We start from the raw sequence: 17,150 nt of genomic DNA on the forward strand, positions 1-17,150 counted from the left end.
TTTTAATGATAAGGGGGAGCGGAAATGAGGACGAAAGCACTGTTATCTTTGTGCATCATTCCGTTTCTTCTTTTTTGTTCTTTTCCTATGACTGCTTTAGGAGCTGATGAAAAAGAAGAAAATGACTGGAACGATGAAATGATCTATTTCATCATGGTCGATCGTTTTTTTAATGGAAATTACGAAAATGACTATGAGGTGGATACAGACGATCCGAAGGCATACCACGGTGGAGACATAGAAGGGATCATCCAGAAGCTGGATTATATTAAAAGCCTTGGCTACACAGCGATCTGGATGACGCCGATTATGAATAACGAACCGAAAGGCTATCACGGCTACTGGATTGAAGATTTCATGGAAGTGGAAGAGCATTTTGGCACCATGGAAGATGCCAAGCGCCTGGTAGAAGAAGCTCATAAACGTGACATGAAAGTGTTGTTCGATTTTGTCGTCAATCATACAGGGTACCAGCACGCATGGCTGGACGATCCGAATAAAGAAGACTGGTTCCATGAAGAAAAACGGATGATGGGTGAAAGCCAATCCGTATTAGAAAATGCCTGGCTTGCCGGACTGCCGGATTTGAATACAGAAAATCCGGAAGTGAAACAGTACTTATTTGATGCAGCCGAATTCTGGATCAAGGAAACGGGAGTGGACGGTTTCCGGTTGGATACGGTCAAGCATGTACCGAAAGACTTTTGGAAGGACTTCAATGACCATGTGAAAAGTATTGATCCGGATTTCTTCCTGCTTGGGGAAGTTTGGCACGATAGCCCGCGTGAAATTGCGGCATATGAAGAAACAGGGATTGACTCCTTTGTCGATTATCCATTATTCAATGCGATCAACAAGTCATTTCAGAAGGCGGGCAATTCTTTGAATGGTCCGATGAGTGTGTGGAAGGCGAATGAACAATTATATGAAGAGCCTGGTATGTTAAGTTCCTTCGTTGATAATCATGATAATGTCAGGTTTACCAGAAAGGCGATTGAGAATAAACAAAATCCGATAACCCGCTGGAAGCTGGCATTGACCTATCAATTCACGATGCCTGAAATCCCGATCACCTATTATGGGACAGAGGTACCGCTGGATGGCGGAGAAGACCCGGATAATCGCCGGATGATGAACTTCAAAGCCGCAGATGAAGAGTTGAAACAAAGAATCGAGCAGCTGACAGCGATGAGAAAAGAATTCCCGGCGCTGACAAAAGGGGATTATGAAGAGCTCTACAACGAAGGCGGGCTTGCAGCATATAAACGTACCTATGAAGATCAGACGTTAGTAGTTGTCCTCAATAATGATGTGGAAACACGTACCATCGAGCTGGAAAACCTTCCTCCGGATAAACAGCTGCGCGGAATGCTGACCGATGATATCGCCAGGGAAGTGGACGAAGGTACCTACAAAATCGCCATGGAACGAGAACAGTCAGAAGTGTACTTGATCGAAGAGAACACTGGTCTGAACTGGTCCTTCCTGTTGTTTGTCGGAGGTATTTTTGCAGCCTTTGTCATCGGGGTCATCATATTAAGTAGAAAAAGCAGCAAGAATTGACTTTTAGCCATTTATAATAAGGTACAATGATCGAAAGAGCAAGCAGCAACCGCTCATCAGTATAGGATCTGCCATTGAAATCAGAAGGAATAGAAGGTGAGTGTCATGGGAGTTACGATTAAAGAAGTTGCCAAAGCGGCAGGGGTGGCTCCTTCTACGGTATCGCGCGTCATAGCCGATAATCCGAGGATCAGTCCCGCCACAAAAAAAAGGGTAAGGAAAGCGATGAAAGATCTTGGTTACCACCCGAATGTAAACGCAAGGAGCCTGGTTAGAAGTTCGACACAAGCGATTGGTGTCGTAATGCCTTCCAGTGCAGACAAAGCCTTGCAAAATCCATTTTTCCCTGAGGTTTTGCGTGGAATCAGTGCCGTAGCCCATGACCTCGAATATTCTTTACTGCTTTCAACGGGAGAAACGGAAGAGGAAATATTGGAGGGAGTCCAGCGTATGGTCCACGGGAATCGCGTGGATGGTGTCATTCTATTGTATTCGCGGTTAAGAGATAAAGTCATGGAGTTTCTCCATGAACAAAACTTTCCATTTGTCATCGTCGGGAAACCGAATGAGAACATCGATACGATCAGTCATGTAGATAACGACAACATCGGGGCCTCCAAAGAAATCACACAGCACCTGATCGGGCTTGGTCACCGCTGCATCGGCTTTATTGGAGGGTCCAAAGACCTGGCTGTCACCGTCGACCGTATTACAGGCTATGAGCAAGCTCTTCAGCAGGCTGGCCTTCCAATCAAAAAAGAATACCGCGTCCACACCGAATTTTTGAAATCCGGGGGAAGAAAAGCGGTCCATCAATTATTTTCTTTAAAGGAACCACCGACCGGCCTTGTGATTTCTGATGATCTGATGAGCATCGGAGTCATCAATATGCTGGAGGAGTTCGGTCTGTATGTACCGGAGGACGTGTCGATCGTCAGCTTTAACAATGTTTATATGGCTGAGGTCACCCGTCCGCCATTGACTACCGTGGATATTAATATTTACGAACTTGGCGCCCAGGCATGCAAATGTCTGGTTGAAAAAATACAGAATAAAAATGAACCTGCCAAGCGGATCATCGTGCCGTTTGAAATCAAACACCGTATGTCTACGCAACATTTGAAGGAGGAAACAAGTAAGAGAGCCTGATGCGGTTCTCTCTTTTTCCTGCAAAGATGCAAACGTTTGCCTATTCTAAATAAGAGGTGATAAAGATGAAACAGATTTGCAAAATTGATGAATGGAAAGTCATTGAAGACCATTTGCATCCTGAAGACAACCGCCTGGCCGAAAGCTTGATGAGTATCGGAAATGGCCAGATGGGGATGCGTGGAATTTTTGAAGAAACCTATTCCGGCGATACTCATCAAGGCACTTATATAGGAGGAATCTATTATCCGGATAAGACCAGGGTCGGCTGGTGGAAAAACGGCTACCCGGAATATTTCGCTAAAGTATTGAATGCTCCGAATGTAACCGGCATCCGTGTGTTTGCTGATGACGAGGAATTGGATCTTCATACATGGAAAGTGCACGATTTCAAAAGGGAATTGAATATGAAACACGGATACCTCTACCGTGAATTTGATGTGACAAGCCCAGAAGGGAAACATATCAAGGGAAAGGTCACCCGTTTCTTTTCTATCGTCAATGCATCGATTATTGCTATCAAGTACGAGGTTACTTCCGAAGACTTTGAAGGGGAAATCACCTTCCAGCCCTATATGGATGGCGACGTCAGAAATGAAGATGCCAATTATGATGAAGACTTCTGGATGCCTGTCCATCATGAAGCTGACAAGGAACAGGCCGTTTTGACGATGCGTACCCGCAAGACGGAATTCGATGTTTCTGCAGCGATGGCAAATCAGCTTGTCGGTCAGGAGACGAAAGTAGAAGATGTTGCGAATGAAAAAGAATATGTGGATCAAAAACATACAGCCAGCATCAAACCTGGGGGAAAGGTAAGCTTTTATAAATATGTAGCTGTTACAACAAGCAGGCATTTCCATAAAGACGAGCTTGCGGATAAAGCAAAAAAGCAGGTAACAAAAGCAGCGGATACAGGTTTCACTTCCCTGTTCAAGCAGCAAATGGAAGCATGGGAACGCCGTTGGAATCATGCTGATGTGACTATCGGGGGAGATACGTCAGCCCAGCAGGGGATCCGCTATAATATTTTCCAGCTTTATAACACGTATACAGGTGAGGACGCGCTTTTGAATATCGGTCCTAAAGGCTTTACGGGCGAGAAGTATGGGGGAAGCACCTACTGGGATACCGAAGCTTACTGCCTGCCATTTTACCTTGGTACAGCTGATTCATCCATCGCCCGCAATCTATTAATCTATCGTTATCGACATTTAGAAAAAGCGAAAGAAAATGCGACGAAGCTCGGCATGGAAGGCGCCCTTTATCCGATGGTGACGATGAATGGAGAAGAATCACATAACGAATGGGAAATAACTTTTGAAGAAATACACCGCAACGGTGCGATCGCACATGCGATTTGGAATTACGTGAACTATACCGGTGATACCTCCTATCTTCCGGAATACGGTTTTGAAGTGCTGGCAGAAATCAGCCGTTATTGGGCAAGCCGGGTCAACTACAATCCACGTAAAGGCAAATATATGATTCTTGGCGTCACCGGGCCGAATGAATACGAAAACAACGTAAATAACAACTGGCATACGAACCGTATGGCTTCATGGACATTGGAATACACGTTGTCTGTCACCTTGTTCCTGGAACGGAACCATCAAAAGCGATTCGTAGAATTAAAAAATCAATTAGGCTTGACTGAGGACGACTTCGACCACTGGAAAGACATCATTCAACACATGTACTATCCAGTGGATGAGCAGCTTGGTGTCTATTTACAACAGGACGGTTTCCTCGATAAGGATTTGATCCGTGTAGCAGATCTTGATGAACAACATTTGCCGCTTAATCAAAACTGGTCGTGGGATCGGATCCTGCGTTCCTGCTTCATCAAACAGGCGGATGTTTTGCAAAGCATGTACTTCCTGAACCATCGCTTCTCATTGGAGGAGAAGAAACGCAACTTCGACTTCTATGAGCCGATGACGGTTCATGAATCATCCTTATCACCATGTGTCCACTCGATCATTGCAGCAGAAATCGGTTACGAAGAAAAAGCATATGAAATGTACCTGCGGACAGCAAGACTCGATCTCGACAACTATAATAACGATACGGAAGACGGCCTCCATATCACAAGTATGGCTGGATCCTGGTTGTCTATCGTTCATGGCTTCGCTGGCATGCGGGTAGAAAAAGGGGGATTACACTTCAAACCGTTCATTCCAAAAGCCTGGGAAGATTATTCCTTTAAAATTAACTTCCGCGGCCACTTGATCAAAGTAAGCGTCGATCATCAGCAAGTCGTGATTACACAGGAAGAAGGTAGTGACTTCGCAATTTTTATCAATGGCGAAGAAAAACAGCTGCCAGCTGAAGGGGAAATTACTATATAAATAGTCGAATCAAGAAGGCTGTTCCAAAATGGACCGGCCTTTTTGATTTGTAAAATAGCTGAAAATTTTTTGCTCCAATTCCGCAGCGAAATCGTAGCTTAGAAGAAAAGCTTGCATCTTATGATTGAAACATATTTGGCAGGCAGGAACAGGATTTGGAAAAAACAATCAACCAGGAAAAATAATTTTTCTATGCGCGGCCTTCCAGCATTTCCATCAGTTATAATAAGAAAGAATCCTATCAGGTGGAGGAGTGCCCATTGAAAATTACGTCCCATACCCAAGTAGAACCACGATTAGCCAAGGATATACGTGCGTTAGAGAGTAAACTGAAAACCCATGATGGCATCGACAGTGAGATGTATATCGCCGACAATTTGAATTTTGATACCACTTTGCCATGGGTGTTCACAATGCATAAGGATGAGGAGTTGATTGCTGCTGTTGTGTCCTTCATACCTGCAAAAAAAGAAATTGAATTGATGGCCGTCACCCATCCGGACTACCGGCGAAAAGGATATTTTTCTATGTTGGAAAATCGGTTATGTGAAACATGGGAGAAGCACAAAATCCCTTCTCTGCTTTATGTCCTGAATGAAGATTCTGAGACAGGTAAGGCAGTAGCACAGAGAAGGGGAGCATCCTATCAATATACCGAATACCTGATGGAGCTTCGTGGACAAAATTTCCTGGAGGTCAATGGAAAACTAGAAATCATGAAGGCAAAAGCAGATCAGGTGGATACTTTGGCAAACATTCAGGAGCGGGCATTCGGTCTGCCAGGAGAAGATGCCCGTACATTCATCTCGGCTGCTTTAAAAAAGTCCAATCACCATATGTTCCTTTCCTATTACCAGGGCAGTCCAATTGGCATGGGCGCGATTGCCGTTGATGAGGAAGCTTCCTCTATTTATGGCGTATGCGTGTTACCTGAACATCAAGGGTTTGGGTATGGAAAAGAAATAATGGTGCATTTGATTAAGGAAGCAACACGCCTGTCTAATAAAAAAGTTACGCTTGAAGTAGATAGTAAGAACGAGCGGGCTTATCAGATGTACAGGAAGCTTGGGTTTGTGGCAACGAAATCGACCGGTTACTATCAAAAAGCACTTCAGCAATAGTCTCTGTTAAATCCCGTTGTTGATTTTACAGATAAGCTCCCATAATTGAAGACTCAGTTTCGAGATTATTGGTAGCGATTATGGCGGCTGGGAAAACGGATCGCTTTCCGTGGGCATGTGGTGAGCTTCCTCAGGCTCCGCCTTGCGGGATCTTACCGCTCATGTTCATCCCACAGGAGTCTCACCGTTTTCCCGGCCGCCATACATTTATTAGTGTCTCGAAACTTTATCAGGAATAGCGTGCTTATAGCACAGAAAACACATTCAAATCAGCACTATAATAGGGTTTTCTTTACAAATTAGGGTTGGACTTTCCAAGCAGGATTTCGAGTATCTTATATGGCAAGGGGCGTGGGGGAAGGTTGAGACTCCTGCGGGAAAGGATAGACTGGCAAGACCCCGCAGAGCTTTAGCTCGAGGAGGCTTGCCGGCTTCCCCGCGGAAAGCGAATCCTTCCCCAACGCTCCTAAACTCTACCAAACATCTCGAAATTGAGTCTTCCATAATACGGCCATATACTTGAGTAAACGATTTATAAAACCTTACAATATTGAAACAGGTGCAGTCCTAAGGGGCTGCACCTGTTTTGTTTAGTTGTTTTCACGTTTACGTTTGCTTTTCTGGCGGATCAGTAACCAAACCACAGGGATTGCAACCAAAAGAATAACTGGAGAGTAACCGAGCAAAACGACCATGATCCACGAGGCAAACTGAGTCAGCCCATTCAACGATTGCACAAATGCCTGCTTCGTTTTTTCCCATGTATTCAGTTCTTCTTCATTCAAGCCAGGTACGTTTACCTTAGTCTCAGTAATATTCAAGGTTATCGTAGAAAAGTCACTTTGATTTTCTAAGTATTTCATTTTTCCCTGGATAACTTCGATTTCTTCCTGAACACGTTCGAGATCCTGAGAAATCTTAATCAGATCCTCGGTTTTTTCTGCTTCATCCATGAAGGCCAGGAGCCGTTCTTCAATTTTTTCTTTAGCGGCCAGACGGGATTCTAAATCGACATATTCTTCAGTGACATCCCGACCTGAAATGTTCCTGGAATCAATATTATCGCTGTAACTGCCAAGCTCATCGATGAATGCTTGGAAATTCTTTTGCGGAACCCGTAGGCGGATATGGGCATTCCGTTGTCCATGTTCCTGTCGGTTGACGTTTGCTTCGACGATGTACGCTTTCTTTTCCTCCATATGCTGCTCCAACTGCTGGTAAAACTTATCATAATCATTTGTGCGGAGGGAGATATCCGCGTTGTATATCATCATTTGGTTTTGTACATTGTCCATCATGTTCCCCGTATTGGAATTTGTTTTGTCTTCTGAAAGGCTGTCGCCCTCCTTCGCAATCTTCGATTCAGACATTTCCTGTTCAGTCGCCATGTCCATACTTTCGCTGGATTCGCCAGCTTCATCATTACTGCTGCAGGCTCCTAACAAAAGCAGAGAAAGCAGCAGGGTGAAACCAATTATCTTTTTCATCTTTACGGCCCCCTTATAATAAGTTAGTCGTTCTATGTAACAAAAATGTTACAAAAAAACAGGCTCTCTTTTAAGAAAGCCTGCTGCAGGTTTACTGTTATACCAACTGTGTTTTTTTGACCCTATTAGCGATGGAGTATGTTGTCCAGCCGCCATCCAGATTACGAGCATCATAACCGTTAAGACGGAGCAGCTTAGTGGCAAGATAGCCGCGCAGGCCAACCTGGCAGTTTACATGGATTGGTTTACCTTTTGGCAGCTCATCCATACGATGACGCAGGTCGTGAAGCGGAATGTTGATTGCTCCAGGGATATAGCCCTGTTCCAATTCTTTTTCATCACGGACGTCAAGAACGAGAGCACCCTGACTTACTTTTTCGTCGATTTCATCCCAGTGGGTGATTTCGACCGCCCCATCGATAATGTTTTCTGCGACATATCCCAGCATGTTGACCGGATCTTTTGCAGAAGAGAAAGGTGGTGCATAAGCAAGCTCTAAGTCAGGCAGGTCATGGACTTTTAAATCGCCTTTAATCGCTGTTGCAAGGACATCGATCCGTTTGTCTACTCCATCTTTTCCAACGATTTGGGCCCCATAGATTTTTCCGTTTTCCGGATTAAACAGCATTTTCATTGCTAATGATTCAGCGCCAGGATAGTAGCCGGCATGGGAAACAGGGTGGATATGGATCGCTTCATACTTCCAGCCAAGATTCTTCAGACGCTTCTCGTTGACACCGGTGGCAGCAACTATATAATCGAATACTTTCACAATGGAAGTACCCAATGTACCAGGATAAGCTTCATTTCTGCCATAGATGTTGTTTGCTACGATTCGCCCCTGGCGGTTCGCAGGCCATGCAAGTGGTACCATGACAGGTTCTTTTGTAATATAGTCCTGGACCTCAATTGCATCTCCAATTGCATAGATAGATGGATCACTTGTTTGCATATATTGGTTGACAACGATACCCCTTCGGGCACCAAGTTCTAAACCTGCTTCATAGGCGAGCGTGCTTTCCGGCTGCACCCCGATAGAAAGGACGATCATATCCGTATCGATCATCTTTCCGCTTTCTAATGCTACGATATCTCCTTCGTTGACAGAAGCAATGCCATCTCCAAGAATCAGTTCTACGCCTTTTGCCCGAAGATGCTCATGGACGATTGCTGCCATTTCAGGATCGATTGGCGCCATGACTTGTGGTCCTTTTTCCACGACAGTTACTTTAGCACCGCGATCAGCTAGGTTCTCAGCCATTTCCAGACCGATGAATCCTCCGCCGATGACTGTTACGTGCTTCGGCTGTTTTTCATCGACATAAGCTTTAATCTGATCGGTATCCGGAATGTTTCTTAGTGTGAAGTATGTGCTTTCTTTCAAACCAGGAAGTGGAGGTACGATAGGTTTAGCTCCTGGTGAAAGAATTAAGTCATCATAGCTTTGATGGTAAACTTCCCCGGTCTTCAAATCTTTGATTTCAATTTGTTTGTCTTCCCGGTTGATTTTTACCACTTCCGCAGAAGTGCGGATATCCATATTGAAACGGGCTTCCATTCGATCGACTGTCTGAACAAGCAGTTTGCTTCGGTCTTCGATTGTACCTCCAATATAGTAAGGCAGCCCACAGTTTGCGAATGAAATGTATTCTCCACGCTCAATCAGTATGATTTGGCTTTCTTCATCTAATCTTCTCAATCTGGCAGCGGCTGTGGCACCACCGGCAACTCCTCCAACAATCACAATCTTTTTAGACATGTTGTTTTCCTCCCTAACCAATGTATTAATACCCCTAACCGTATGATATAACGGGGGAGGGGGTAATTACAACAGGTAAACAAGCAGCTTATGTTACAAAATTGTGAATGGGTGAACATTGGAAAGTTTTTGGTAATATTGAAAAACTTGGGCATGACTAAGGAGAGATGAAAAAAGCTGCCTCTTTTAGGTGAAAAGGCAGCCTGAATAGCTTGTAAATAAATAGTTTTATTGATCAGCTCTTATTTTGATTGTGATTACAGGAGTTACCGTACACAAACCGGCAACCAGGACATTATTTATAAGGCTTATTGAGGAAGAAAAGGGCGATGGTACCCGGGCCGGCATGCGCACCGATAGCGGAGCCTACCATTTCTATGTGGATTTGTCGGGTGCCGAATTCGTCTCTTATCATGCTGGCGAGCTGTTCTGCGGTTTCTAAGTCGTCTGCATGGCTGATTGCGATGGGTTGATTGGAAAGATCTTCGCCGCGTTCCTTCATAATGTCGAGCATACGTTTCAATACTTTTTTGGCACCGCGTACTTTTTCCAGCGGAATCAATTTGCCATCTTCGACATGTAAGAGTGGCTTGATTTTCAATAAGGTACCTACAAATGCTGCTGTTTTACTTACCCGTCCTCCGCGGTACAAGTATTCCAGGTCATCGACGGTGAAAATATGTTCCATATGTTCTGCGTGATAGGTTCCTACATCGAGAATTTCCTGAACGGATGCACCGCCAGCAGCCAATTCTGCTGCACGAAGGACGACGAGTCCGTATCCTAACGATGCGCATTTAGTATCGACTACCTGCAGGTTAAAATCAGGGTACTTTGTTTTCACTTCATCTTCCATCATTTTCGCTGTCTGATATGTACCGGATAGTTCGGAAGAGAGGGCGAAGTAAATACAGGGTTGTCCCGCTTCCGCATAGCGGGTAAATACTTCCTTGAACGATTGCGGAGATACTTGCGAGGTTTTTGGAGCAGCCCCCCCGCGCATCGCCTCGTAAACCTTTTTGGGTGTAATGGTTTTACCATCAAGGTATTCTTCTTCGTTCAGTGTGACTTTCAAAGGTACCATATCGATGTTATGCCGATCGAAATGCTCTTGCGATAAATCGCTTGCAGAGTCACAAATGATTTTAACTTCCATTATCGTTCACCTTCTTATTAATAAGGAATAAGTCAAACTGGTTTGATTCAAGTTTATGCCTATAAAAGGAAACTGTCAAAACATTTCCCGACTTAAACAGGGTGTCAGTGATTATTTTTTCCTAGGGAGGGGAATGGGGAAATGATGCTTGATTTTCGTTCGCCGGGGTGATAAAAAAGAATAGTGCTTTTCGCTAGTATAAGTTCTTTTTAAAGGAGGCAATTATGTTTTCATTTGAAGCCAAACGAATTGTCGTTGTCATATTCGGCGCCATCTTAAATGCGCTTGCTCTAAATATGTTTTTAATTGAAGCGAATGTATATGCGAGCGGTTTTACAGGTGTCGCTCAGCTGACAGCAAGTATTTTCAAGGATTTCTTAGGGGTTCCTGGCATCAGTACAGGTTTGCTCTTATTCGTATTGAATATTCCGGTTGCCATATTAGGCTGGTATAAAGTCGGGAAAGGATTCACAGTCTACAGTGCACTATCCGTAGCTTTTACAACTATATTTCTGGGATTCATTCCGGTAAAACAGCTCTCTGAGGATATCATACTTAATGCTGTATTTGGTGGAGTGCTCGGTGGAGCTGGTGTCGGCCTGACACTTAAGTGGGGTGCTTCGACCGGGGGGCTCGATATCGTAGCAATGGTATTATCACGGATGAAAGACCGTCCGATTGGCATCTATTTTTTAATTTTAAACAGTGGAATTATTGCCCTTGCTGGGCTATTATATGAACCGGAAAACGCGTTATACACTTTATTGACTTTATATGTTACGACCCGTGTCATTGACGCTATCCATACCCGTCACGAGAAACTGACTGCTATGATCATCACCACAAAGGCAGCAGAGCTGGAAAAGGCCATCCATTCCAAAATGGTACGTGGAATCACTACCTTGCCCGCCCGTGGCGCGTTTACACAGCAGGATAAAAACATGCTTGTTATGGTCATCACCAGGTACGAACTTTATGACCTGCAAGGGATCATCAATGAAGTCGATCCACAGGCGTTCACCAATATTGTACAAACGACAGGAATCTTCGGATTTTTCCGAAAAGACGACAAATAATGTAACCTTTGGAAAGTTCATACGTCTATATCAATGAAACCATATAAAAAGAAGAAGGAAGTGACGGACACAATGAAAAGGGGATGGATACTTCTGACTGGGCTGATAGTCATGTTATTTGTAGCAGCCTGTGGAGCCGAAGAAAGTCAAGGGAACTCTGGAGATGAAGGAGCAGAAAAGGTGATGAATGAGGAAGAGACAAGCAGTAACGAAGGTCAAGACGCTGTACAGGAGGCAGTTGGTAAGTTGGCTGTAGATGCTACGGTCACACCTGAAAGTGATAAGGTCACATTCAGTTTCTCTATGGAAAATCAAGGGGACAAAAGGTATGATCTTGGATTTTCTTCCGGTCAAAAATACGAAATCGTTGTAAAGAATGGTGAGGGAGAGGAAGTATACCGCTACTCCAAGGGACAAATGTTCACACAGGCGTTAGAAACAAAAACTATCGCACCAGGAGAAAGTATCAGCTTTGAAGAAGTCTGGTCCAAGGGCGTTAAACCAGGTGATTATGATGTGGCTATTTCCATCGAAGTGCATTCAATCAACGGGAAATCATTGGAAGCAAAGCCATTCAAAGTGACCAAAGCATTTACCGTGGAAGGTAAACAGACCACCGAACAACAGGGTAAAAATCCTGAAGATTTCATTATGGATGGAGAAGCGTTCCGTAACCTGGAGGTCTCAGGAGAAAACGGATCCTATGTTGTGACAGGAGAAGCAAGAGTTTTTGAGGGCTCTTTCGTTTATAATGTGGAAGATGGGCATAATATGCTGATTGAAAATACAACCCACCAAGTGGAGGAAGGTGCTCCATCCTGGTCTTCGTTCAAACTAGAAATAGAGCTCAATAAAGACGAAATTCCCGAGTCTGGTTCACTGACGTTGACTTTGTTCGAGATCGATCCGAAAACAGGTAACCCGACTAACGTCAACTATATTCCATTAGAACAATTCCAAGGGTAAAACAATGGAGCATCAGAGGCTGATCTGATGCTCCATTATAATAATAGGGAAATTACACTCTTTACGAATGACCTGGCCCTGTTGCTGAAGTACCTATTAAGAGCATGAATAAAAGCAGTCCAATTATGAGTATAAAGCTTTTATCTGCAATTGGACTACTTCGTAAAGTCTAATGAGAATCAATAATTATGTTTTTCAAATACATCTTCAATTTTTGGTGTGAGGTTGTCCCACTCCGCATCGAATTTTTTATTGACAGTGATGAAGTTCTGGAAACCGAAAACATTATCCACGCCTTCTACTGACATCAAGTCGTTCAATATTTCATGTTCACTCGTCTGACCCGCCATGACCGATACACTTCCGTCACCGCTGAAAATCATGGAATCCGTAGTGAATTTCATTGCATTCGGGTTTGGTGTTGCTTCTACTTTTACACTCATCTTTTAAAACCTCCTCCATACATCTGTTATCATTTTACCAAACATTTACGGATTCACAAAAGATTACTTTTTTCGGGGGTTTACCGAATTACTTCGATGGTAAAATGTTTTACATATCAAAATGAGCAGGAAAGGAAGAGGCCGATGTACCGGACTGGTTTATTGGTGGGGACGATTGCCGGGCTGGCACTGGCGGTAATTCTCTGGTCTGCCGAAGCGGTAACTGGAATCAAAGTATATACCCTTTTAATGAATTTGGATTTCATCCCAGGTATAGGACAGATCGACTGGCCTGTTTATATGGAGTGGTTTTTCCATATGATTATTTCCTGGGGAATAGGCGTGATTTATGTCTTTTTATTGCATAATTCGGTGAGTGATGCCCCGATCCATCAATGGTCACTTGCGTTAACGCTTGCTACACTGGCTGGTCTGACGTACTTTCCGCTGACCGCGTTGGCTATCAAGGAAACCCCGGCTATTGATAATATTGCAGCTCTAGCCATCTGGTCAGCAGGACATGGATTATACGCAGTGGTCATGAAGCTTACTTATCGACTAAATTGAAATACAGGTTTGAACCAGCCCGGCACAGGTTACAGGAATTATGGAGAAAATTTTGTTGTTAAGGAGCGGATATAATGAAAGTACTAGTAGCTGGAGCAAACGGTCATACAGGTCGATTATTAGTGCAAAATTTAGATGCGGCAGGACATGAAGCCTATGCTATGGTTCGTAAAGAAGAGCAGAAAGAAGACATGGAGGGCTTAGGAGGTATTCCAGTACTGGCTGACTTGGAAAGCGACCTCGGGCATGCAGTTAAGGGCATGGACGCAGTCATTTTTGCAGCTGGTTCCGGTTCCAGCACACCACCAGAAAAAACGAAGGATGTTGACAGGGACGGTGCCATCAATTTGATTAAGGAGACAGAAAAATTGGGCAGAGCACCTAAATTTATCATGTTAAGCGCCATGAAAGCAGATAACCCGGAGGAAGGTCCTGATAAATTGAAATACTATTTAGAAATGAAAGGCGAAGCTGATGAATACCTTCGAAATTCGGAGCTTGATTATACCATTGTACGACCTGGTGCACTGACCCATGAAGAAGGTACAAGTAAAATTAAAGTGGGAAAATCGGTGGATCGCGGCTCTATATCCCGGTCAGATGTAGCCAAAACTATGATTGCGGCGCTTGAAGAACCGAATGCCTATAGAAAAACTTTCGAAATGGTAGAAGGCGATACACAAATCGAAGACGCCTTGAAATCATTAGAGTAATAAATTGAACAAAGACAAAGGCTGGTTCAGAATTTCTGAACCAGCCTTTTTTTGCGGGTGATAATTTACATTTCGTTATGGCGCTTTAATTGCTGTTCCAGCTGCTGTAGCTGCTGCTTTTCTTCAGGAGAGCTATTGGCATAAGCGGACTGAATGGCCTGTTGAGCCGCTTGTTTTTCCTGTTCGTTGAACTGTCCACGACCTGCGTTGGTGATACGGTTGACGGCATTTCTGGCAGTCTGCATTAGGTTGTTGCCGCCTTGATTGGCAGTATTCATGGCATTTTGCATCATGTTATTGTTATTTTGCTTGTTGTCCATCCTAAAAACCTCCTACAGTATGACGGTCAGCTTCTTCACGTTTTCGCTCGACGTCTGAAAAGCGCTCCCGGTAGGGGAACCGTTCATCATGCTTTTTGACTGCGTCTGAACCCTGTTGTACGAAACGTTTGGATTTGTTGTTCTTAGCCATAACAAGACCCTCCCGAATTAAAAAAAGCCTGAACGTTTTTTTCAAAACGCTCAAGCTTATTATGACTCGGAACCATTATCTTATTCGTTATCAAAATTTGGGTTAAATAACTTTTCTATTCAAATGCAAATACTCTTCGAGGAAGCGTCCGATGCCATCTTCCATGTTCGAATGTGTGATATGTTTTGCAATTCCTTTCAATTCATTGATGCCATTTTTCATGGCCACGCCAACACCTGCGTAATCGATCATTTCCAGGTCATTATCTTCATCACCGAATGCGATGATACGCTCTTTAGGAATGTGGTAATAACGGGATATTTTATCTAATCCAACAGCTTTATTCAAGCCTTTACGGACAATTTCAATTACGTGATAAGGTGCTCCCCATTTTCGATGCTCAATGAGTTCGGCATGATTCTCTTCCAGCCTTTGCCTTAAGGATGGAATTTGGTGTTCATGGGGATAAATAAGTAATGAAGTAGGATCTTCTTTCAGTTGATGTTTCAAGTTTCCTACAGTCACTGGGTTCGTATCTCCGGTTGCATGAAAGAGTTCCATTACTTCCTCATCGTGCTGATCCAGAAAGACATCATCTTTAATTTCAGCTAACAGGTTTTTTACTTCCATCTCATAGCAGTCATGAATGATGCTTTTCGCAGTCCGGATCGGAAGCGGAGAATGAAGTGCATCCCATTTATGGTCAGTCGGGTGATGAATTAAGGCGCCGTTGAAATTCACCATCGGTGTGTCGAGTCCGAGTTCATGGTAATAGTCGATGCTGGCCCGGTGAGGACGTCCGGTGGCGATGACAACTATATGACCTTCCTCTTTCGCTTTCAATACGGTATGTTTCGTACGCTCACTGATTGTCTTTTCATCTGTCAATAATGTGCCATCTAAATCTAATGCGATTAAATGCTGTTTTCTATTCATATTTTTCACCTCGTTGCTCTATAGTGTAGCGGTTTTACATCTGTTTGCAAAGTGATTCTGCTTTAATTATGTGTATGCCCATGTTACGATTTGATTATATAATGTCAATATTAGGATGAATTTAACGGTAAGTAAAGTTTTTGAAAAGAAGGGAAATAGCTATTATGGTAACGGTCAATCGGGAAATAATCGAAGGAATTCCAGTTTTAGTAATTGTAAAAGCAGAAAATTATGATCAGCCGCTCCCTGTCGTTACATATTTTCATGGGTTCACCTCAGCAAAGGAACATAATCTGGCACAGGCCTACCTTTTAGCACAGAAAGGTTTCCGGGTACTGCTGCCGGACAGTATGGATCACGGAGAAAGGGAAGTGGACCAGACTCAGGAGGAACTGCAGTTCAAGTTCTGGGACATAGTCCTGGCCAACTTAGAAGAGCTGAAAAAAATTAAGGCAGCAATCGATGATAGAGGCTGGACCCAGGGGCAGCGGTTTATTGTGGCCGGGACCAGTATGGGAGGCGTTACCACATCAGCGGCTCTTACGCAATATCCATGGGTAGATGGTGCCGCGGTTATGATGGGATCTCCTAAACCAGTGGAGTTTGCGCAAAAGATGATTGGAGATATTCGAAATATGGGCGTAGAAATGCCGATCACAGAAGAGCAACTGGATGGATTGATGAAAGCTTTGGATGAAATCGACCTGTCCCGTCAGGTGGAAAAGCTTCATGGCCGTCCTATTTTCTTCTGGCACGGGGATGCAGATCCTGTCGTTCCATTTGAGCATTCCTACGATTTTTATAATGAAGCGATCCACCATTATAAAAATCCCGAAAATATCCGTTTTTTACGGGAAATTGGAAAAGACCACAAAGTGACCAGGTTCGCTATTCTTGAAATGGTCAATTGGATGGACAATCAATTTAATACTTATTAAGTGATGGTAATCATTTTAATCATGGAGAAATTTTGTTTATAATAAGAATGAACATTCAGGAAGGGGGAACGATTCGTGGAAGATAAAGCATTGGAAGAAAATCTAATGGGCGCACTAGAAAACGTCATTGACCCTGAACTTGGGATAGATATTGTTAACCTGGGACTTGTTTACGGTGTAGAGGTGGACGAAAACAAAACCTGCACGGTGACAATGACCTTGACTGCAATGGGTTGCCCACTGGCAGGTGTGATTGAACAGGATGTAAAACGTGCGCTTGCTGACATTCCGGAAGTAGATGATGTAGTCGTGAATATTGTATGGAACCCGCCTTGGACAAAGGACAAGATGAGTCGCTATGCGAAAATCGCGCTAGGAATTCCAGATTGATTTTAAAGAGAGGCTCTGCCCGCAGCGGCAGAGCCTTTTGATTATCCAGGATGCTTGTGCTTTT

At 43.8% G+C, this 17,150-nt stretch carries 17 protein-coding genes; 10 read left to right on the top strand and 7 right to left on the bottom strand.

The window, feature by feature from the left end; all coding sequences use genetic code 11:
* The first annotated feature begins 24 nt into the window (after positions 1-24).
* From P855_RS0101945 to P855_RS0101960, 4 genes are all read left to right on the top strand, one after another.
* Positions 25-1,563, top strand: coding sequence for an alpha-amylase family glycosyl hydrolase (locus P855_RS0101945; RefSeq protein WP_028782013.1), 1,539 nt, complete (start codon positions 25-27; stop codon positions 1,561-1,563).
* 105 nt (positions 1,564-1,668) lie between these two features.
* Positions 1,669-2,712: a LacI family DNA-binding transcriptional regulator gene (locus tag P855_RS0101950; RefSeq protein WP_028782014.1), complete on the top strand. Its 1,044-nt coding sequence runs from the start codon at positions 1,669-1,671 to the stop codon at positions 2,710-2,712.
* A 65-nt stretch (positions 2,713-2,777) separates the two neighbouring features.
* A complete protein-coding gene (locus P855_RS0101955; protein WP_028782015.1) occupies positions 2,778-5,063 on the top strand; it encodes a glycoside hydrolase family 65 protein in 2,286 nt (761 codons plus the stop codon).
* A gap of 260 nt (positions 5,064-5,323) precedes the next feature.
* On the top strand, positions 5,324-6,184 hold the full coding sequence (locus tag P855_RS0101960) for a GNAT family N-acetyltransferase (protein ID WP_028782016.1): 861 nt from the start codon (positions 5,324-5,326) through the stop codon (positions 6,182-6,184).
* Positions 6,185-6,774: 590 nt separating this feature from the next.
* On the opposite strand, the gene P855_RS0101965 is transcribed toward P855_RS0101960, so the two are convergent.
* From P855_RS0101965 to P855_RS0101975, 3 genes are all read right to left on the bottom strand, one after another.
* A complete protein-coding gene (locus P855_RS0101965) occupies positions 6,775-7,671 on the bottom strand; it encodes a DUF4349 domain-containing protein (protein ID WP_028782017.1) in 897 nt (298 codons plus the stop codon).
* 97 nt (positions 7,672-7,768) lie between these two features.
* Positions 7,769-9,430 (bottom strand): CoA-disulfide reductase, encoded by a 1,662-nt coding sequence (locus tag P855_RS20250; RefSeq protein ID WP_037985569.1) that lies wholly within the window; start codon positions 9,428-9,430, stop codon positions 7,769-7,771.
* A gap of 295 nt (positions 9,431-9,725) precedes the next feature.
* Positions 9,726-10,586: a DegV family protein gene (locus tag P855_RS0101975; RefSeq protein WP_028782018.1), complete on the bottom strand. Its 861-nt coding sequence runs from the start codon at positions 10,584-10,586 to the stop codon at positions 9,726-9,728.
* A gap of 224 nt (positions 10,587-10,810) precedes the next feature.
* Here P855_RS0101975 and P855_RS0101980 point away from each other — a divergent pair, with 224 nt between their 5' ends.
* The gene (locus tag P855_RS0101980; protein WP_028782019.1) at positions 10,811-11,662 is read left to right on the top strand and encodes a YitT family protein; all 852 of its coding nucleotides are present in this window, start codon (positions 10,811-10,813) and stop codon (positions 11,660-11,662) included.
* Positions 11,663-11,734: 72 nt separating this feature from the next.
* Positions 11,735-12,628, top strand: coding sequence for a BsuPI-related putative proteinase inhibitor (locus P855_RS21455; protein WP_051353045.1), 894 nt, complete (start codon positions 11,735-11,737; stop codon positions 12,626-12,628).
* Positions 12,629-12,807: 179 nt separating this feature from the next.
* Here the strand turns inward: P855_RS21455 and P855_RS0101990 are convergent, their stop codons facing one another.
* On the bottom strand, positions 12,808-13,071 hold the full coding sequence (locus tag P855_RS0101990) for a NifU N-terminal domain-containing protein (protein ID WP_028782020.1): 264 nt from the start codon (positions 13,069-13,071) through the stop codon (positions 12,808-12,810).
* 144 nt (positions 13,072-13,215) lie between these two features.
* On the opposite strand from P855_RS0101990, the gene P855_RS0101995 reads away from it, so the two are divergent.
* Both P855_RS0101995 and P855_RS0102000 read left to right on the top strand, forming a co-directional pair.
* Positions 13,216-13,638: a hypothetical protein gene (locus P855_RS0101995; RefSeq protein ID WP_028782021.1), complete on the top strand. Its 423-nt coding sequence runs from the start codon at positions 13,216-13,218 to the stop codon at positions 13,636-13,638.
* A gap of 74 nt (positions 13,639-13,712) precedes the next feature.
* A complete protein-coding gene (locus tag P855_RS0102000; protein WP_028782022.1) occupies positions 13,713-14,351 on the top strand; it encodes an SDR family oxidoreductase in 639 nt (212 codons plus the stop codon).
* A gap of 65 nt (positions 14,352-14,416) precedes the next feature.
* On the opposite strand, the gene P855_RS0102005 is transcribed toward P855_RS0102000, so the two are convergent.
* From P855_RS0102005 to P855_RS0102015, 3 genes are all read right to left on the bottom strand, one after another.
* Complete coding sequence (locus P855_RS0102005; RefSeq protein ID WP_327084767.1) at positions 14,417-14,671, bottom strand: DUF3813 family protein; 255 nt, start codon at positions 14,669-14,671, stop codon at positions 14,417-14,419.
* Position 14,672: 1 nt separating this feature from the next.
* Positions 14,673-14,822 carry a hypothetical protein gene (locus P855_RS22350; RefSeq protein WP_166761337.1) on the bottom strand — a complete coding sequence of 50 codons (150 nt, stop codon included), beginning with the start codon at positions 14,820-14,822 and terminating at the stop codon, positions 14,673-14,675.
* 102 nt (positions 14,823-14,924) lie between these two features.
* Entirely contained in the window at positions 14,925-15,758 is an 834-nt protein-coding gene (locus P855_RS0102015; RefSeq protein ID WP_028782024.1) for a Cof-type HAD-IIB family hydrolase, read from the bottom strand.
* Positions 15,759-15,922: 164 nt separating this feature from the next.
* Here P855_RS0102015 and P855_RS0102020 point away from each other — a divergent pair, with 164 nt between their 5' ends.
* Positions 15,923-16,696, top strand: a complete 774-nt coding sequence (locus P855_RS0102020; RefSeq protein WP_028782025.1) for a serine aminopeptidase domain-containing protein — start codon at positions 15,923-15,925, stop codon at positions 16,694-16,696.
* Between the two features lie 105 nt (positions 16,697-16,801).
* Positions 16,802-17,086 (top strand): metal-sulfur cluster assembly factor, encoded by a 285-nt coding sequence (locus P855_RS0102025; RefSeq protein ID WP_037985793.1) that lies wholly within the window; start codon positions 16,802-16,804, stop codon positions 17,084-17,086.
* The last annotated feature ends 64 nt before the right edge of the window (positions 17,087-17,150 follow it).

The sequence above is a fragment of the Thalassobacillus devorans MSP14 genome (genome assembly GCF_000496835.1).
GTDB classification, from domain to species: domain Bacteria; phylum Bacillota; class Bacilli; order Bacillales; family Halobacillaceae; genus Thalassobacillus; species Thalassobacillus devorans_B.

Coding starts and splice junctions, on each gene's coding strand:
- P855_RS0101945 (WP_028782013.1), top strand. CDS start 25: ATGAGGACGAAAGCACTGTTATCTTTGTGCATCATTCCGTTTCTTCTT.
- P855_RS0101950 (WP_028782014.1), top strand. CDS start 1,669: ATGGGAGTTACGATTAAAGAAGTTGCCAAAGCGGCAGGGGTGGCTCCT.
- P855_RS0101955 (WP_028782015.1), top strand. CDS start 2,778: ATGAAACAGATTTGCAAAATTGATGAATGGAAAGTCATTGAAGACCAT.
- P855_RS0101965 (WP_028782017.1), bottom strand. CDS start 7,671: ATGAAAAAGATAATTGGTTTCACCCTGCTGCTTTCTCTGCTTTTGTTA.
- P855_RS20250 (WP_037985569.1), bottom strand. CDS start 9,430: ATGTCTAAAAAGATTGTGATTGTTGGAGGAGTTGCCGGTGGTGCCACA.
- P855_RS0101975 (WP_028782018.1), bottom strand. CDS start 10,586: ATGGAAGTTAAAATCATTTGTGACTCTGCAAGCGATTTATCGCAAGAG.
- P855_RS0101980 (WP_028782019.1), top strand. CDS start 10,811: ATGTTTTCATTTGAAGCCAAACGAATTGTCGTTGTCATATTCGGCGCC.
- P855_RS21455 (WP_051353045.1), top strand. CDS start 11,735: ATGAAAAGGGGATGGATACTTCTGACTGGGCTGATAGTCATGTTATTT.
- P855_RS0101990 (WP_028782020.1), bottom strand. CDS start 13,071: ATGAGTGTAAAAGTAGAAGCAACACCAAACCCGAATGCAATGAAATTC.
- P855_RS0101995 (WP_028782021.1), top strand. CDS start 13,216: ATGTACCGGACTGGTTTATTGGTGGGGACGATTGCCGGGCTGGCACTG.
- P855_RS0102000 (WP_028782022.1), top strand. CDS start 13,713: ATGAAAGTACTAGTAGCTGGAGCAAACGGTCATACAGGTCGATTATTA.
- P855_RS0102005 (WP_327084767.1), bottom strand. CDS start 14,671: ATGGACAACAAGCAAAATAACAATAACATGATGCAAAATGCCATGAAT.
- P855_RS22350 (WP_166761337.1), bottom strand. CDS start 14,822: ATGGCTAAGAACAACAAATCCAAACGTTTCGTACAACAGGGTTCAGAC.
- P855_RS0102015 (WP_028782024.1), bottom strand. CDS start 15,758: ATGAATAGAAAACAGCATTTAATCGCATTAGATTTAGATGGCACATTA.
- P855_RS0102020 (WP_028782025.1), top strand. CDS start 15,923: ATGGTAACGGTCAATCGGGAAATAATCGAAGGAATTCCAGTTTTAGTA.
- P855_RS0102025 (WP_037985793.1), top strand. CDS start 16,802: ATGGGCGCACTAGAAAACGTCATTGACCCTGAACTTGGGATAGATATT.